Here is a 2,786-nt window from a genome sequence, read left to right as displayed (position 1 = left end):
CTTCAGGTATAACGCTGGGATACCTGAAGCTTTTTTATATTACATATCAGTCAACTGGCAAATCCAACATCCCCCCCACCAGGATAAAGCTTGTCAATCGGTTCAGCTACCTCTATGCTTTTTACATCCCCCCTGGGGGGATATTAATTCAAGACAAGAGATCCCCTGATGCTCAATATTCTTTCTAATCGTACCTATCGCCACCTGTTTATGGCACAGGTTATCGCCCTTATCGGCACCGGTCTGGCGACCGTTGCGCTGGGGTTGCTAGCTTATGATTTGGCCGGAGACAGGGCCGGTGCTGTGCTGGGTACCGCACTGGCTATCAAGATGAGTGCCTACATTCTGGTTGCGCCAGTAGCTGCGGCCTTTGCTGACAAATTCCCGCGTCGCACCATGCTGGTGACTCTGGATCTGGTTCGCGCTCTGGTAGCTATCGCGCTGCCGTTCGTCACTCAAATCTGGGAAATCTATATCCTGATTTTCGTTCTTCAGTCTGCCTCGGCGGCGTTCACGCCAACTTTCCAGGCGACAATTCCGGATATTCTTCCTGATGAACGCGAATATACCCGGGCGTTGTCCTTGTCGCGCCTGGCCTACGATCTTGAAAGCGTTATCAGCCCGATGCTGGCGGCGGCGCTGCTGACGGTCATGAGCTTCCACAATCTGTTTGCCGGAACGGCGGTCGGTTTCCTCGCCTCTGCGGCTTTGGTTGTTTCCGTGTCGTTGCCAAAAATGAGAGCGTTAACCGTCAAACGCAGCATCTATGAAAAAACGACGCGCGGTATGCGTATCTTCCTGAAAACGCCAAGACTGCGTGGCCTGCTGGCACTCAACATGGCCGTGGCAGCGGCGAGCGCGATGGTTATCGTCAATACCGTTGTTCTGGTACAGGCTGACTTTGGTTTATCACAGCGCTCGACTGCCATTGCTCTGGCCTTCTTCGGTGTCGGGTCGATGGTGTCTGCACTGGTTCTCCCGAGACTCCTCGACAAAATGCGCGACCGCATACCGATGCTTGTGGGGGCCGCGCTTTTGGTGATTGGCTTGGGGCTGGGTATTTTCCTGAAGGATTACTTCACTCTGGTTGTGCTTTGGGCATTGCTGGGCGTCGGATATTCACTTTCTCAAACCCCCAGTGGCCGCCTGCTGCGCCGCTCATCAACGGCGGAAGACAGACCCGCGCTATTTGCCGCTCAATTTGCATTGTCGCATTCATGCTGGCTGGTGACTTATCCGCTTGCCGGATGGGTCGGCGCGACATGGGGCACACAGGCTTCGTTCATCGCGTTGACCATCGTAGCGGCGCTGTCGTTGCTCACCGCCGTGCTTATCTGGCGTCCTGAGCATGAAGAATATGTTCAGCTGCACAGCCATACCGACGCCGAAACGAATAATGCATCCACTCATGAACATGATTTCGTCATCGACGATGAACATCCGTCATGGCCGAAGAAAGAGAAGTAATTTCCCTGAAAGACAACCAGGCAGGAGAGGATAAGCCGATAAAAAATGTGACCATAGCGATGATACACATTATCTTATCCCCTCCACCTGGAGAGGATAAGATATGACTGTTCACGCATCACACCCTGACATTATTAAAAGACTTAAGCGTGCCGCCGGGCACCTGAAAAGTACCATCCAGATGCTCGAAGATGAAAAAGCGTGTCTGGATATCGCCCAACAGCTGCATGCGGTTGAAAAAGCGATAACGAATGCAAAGCGTACCTTAATTCATGACCATCTTGATCACTGCCTGGAGGATGCGCTTCATGCCGATCATGCCGGAACTGAAACAACGCTAAGCGAATTTAAAGAGATCACCAAATATCTTTAAGGCAAGCACATGACTGATTTTTCTGCTCTTCTGCAGCAAGGCGTAGCCAATGCCTGGCTGTTTATTCCCAGCGCTATCCTGCTGGGTGCGCTGCACGGACTGGAGCCAGGACACTCCAAAACGATGATGGCGGCGTTTATTGTGGCTATTCGTGGAACGGTGAAACAAGCGGTTCTGCTGGGACTGGCGGCGACCATTTCGCACACCTCTGTGGTCTGGCTCATTGCCATGGGTGGGATGTATGTCAGTCAGAAATTCACCGCTGAATCTGCGGAGCCCTGGTTCCAGTTAATTTCGGCCATCATCATTCTTGCCACGGCGGCATGGATGTTCTGGCGTACCTGGCGCGGTGAGAAGCTATGGAAAATGGAGCAGGAAGAGGAGCATTCCCACGGTCATCACGAACATGATGAAACCCGGATTATAGATACCAGCCACGGCAGCGTTGAACTCTCTATTTTCGAGGAAGGACAGCCACCTCACTGGCGTTTACGTACGCTCAGCGGCAGAAAGTGGGAAGCCAGCAACATTTCTGTAGCCACAAGGCGGGGCAATGGAACCTATTCTCAGGTTTTCGACTTCGTTGAAAAAGACGGGTTTATGGAATCAGCCCTGGCGATCCCTGAGCCACACAGTTTTGATGTGCGCCTGTCTTTAGGCCATCGTGGGCATGTACACGATTATGATGTGGAGTTTCGCGAGCATGAGCACGGTCACGACCATGACCACGATCACTCCGCACTGGAGGGGCTGGATGTTAATTCCCGCGAATACCAGGACGCTCACGAAAAAGCCCATGCGAACGACATCAAGAAACGTTTTGCCAATCGCAGCGTAACCACCGGGCAGATTATCCTGTTTGGGCTGACCGGCGGACTTATTCCTTGCCCGGCGGCCATCACCGTTCTGCTGCTCTGCATCCAGGTGAAGGAATTTACGCTCGGTG

Annotated in this window: 4 protein-coding genes; all 4 read left to right on the top strand. The window is 52.8% G+C overall.

Annotated features, from left to right (window positions below; genetic code table 11):
* Positions 1–188, top strand: a 188-nt coding sequence (locus HMPREF1144_RS33720) for a hypothetical protein (RefSeq protein ID WP_227500450.1), incomplete at its 5' end; no start/stop codon positions are given.
* A complete protein-coding gene (nirA, locus tag HMPREF1144_RS19270) occupies positions 169–1,467 on the top strand; it encodes an MFS transporter (RefSeq protein WP_009653701.1) in 1,299 nt (432 codons plus the stop codon). The genes HMPREF1144_RS33720 and nirA, both read left to right, overlap by 20 nt.
* Positions 1,468–1,570: 103 nt before the next feature.
* Positions 1,571–1,840 carry a metal-sensing transcriptional repressor gene (locus HMPREF1144_RS19265; RefSeq protein WP_009653703.1) on the top strand — a complete coding sequence of 90 codons (270 nt, stop codon included), beginning with the start codon at positions 1,571–1,573 and terminating at the stop codon, positions 1,838–1,840.
* A 9-nt stretch (positions 1,841–1,849) separates the two neighbouring features.
* A partial coding sequence (locus tag HMPREF1144_RS19260) for a nickel/cobalt efflux transporter (protein WP_009653702.1) occupies positions 1,850–2,786 on the top strand: 937 nt, incomplete at its 3' end.

This window comes from Klebsiella sp. OBRC7 (assembly GCF_000293135.1).
GTDB classification, from domain to species: domain Bacteria; phylum Pseudomonadota; class Gammaproteobacteria; order Enterobacterales; family Enterobacteriaceae; genus Klebsiella; species Klebsiella michiganensis.
The sequence above is the reverse complement of the archived record's forward strand: the minus strand, read 5'-3'. Positions and strand labels throughout refer to the sequence as shown.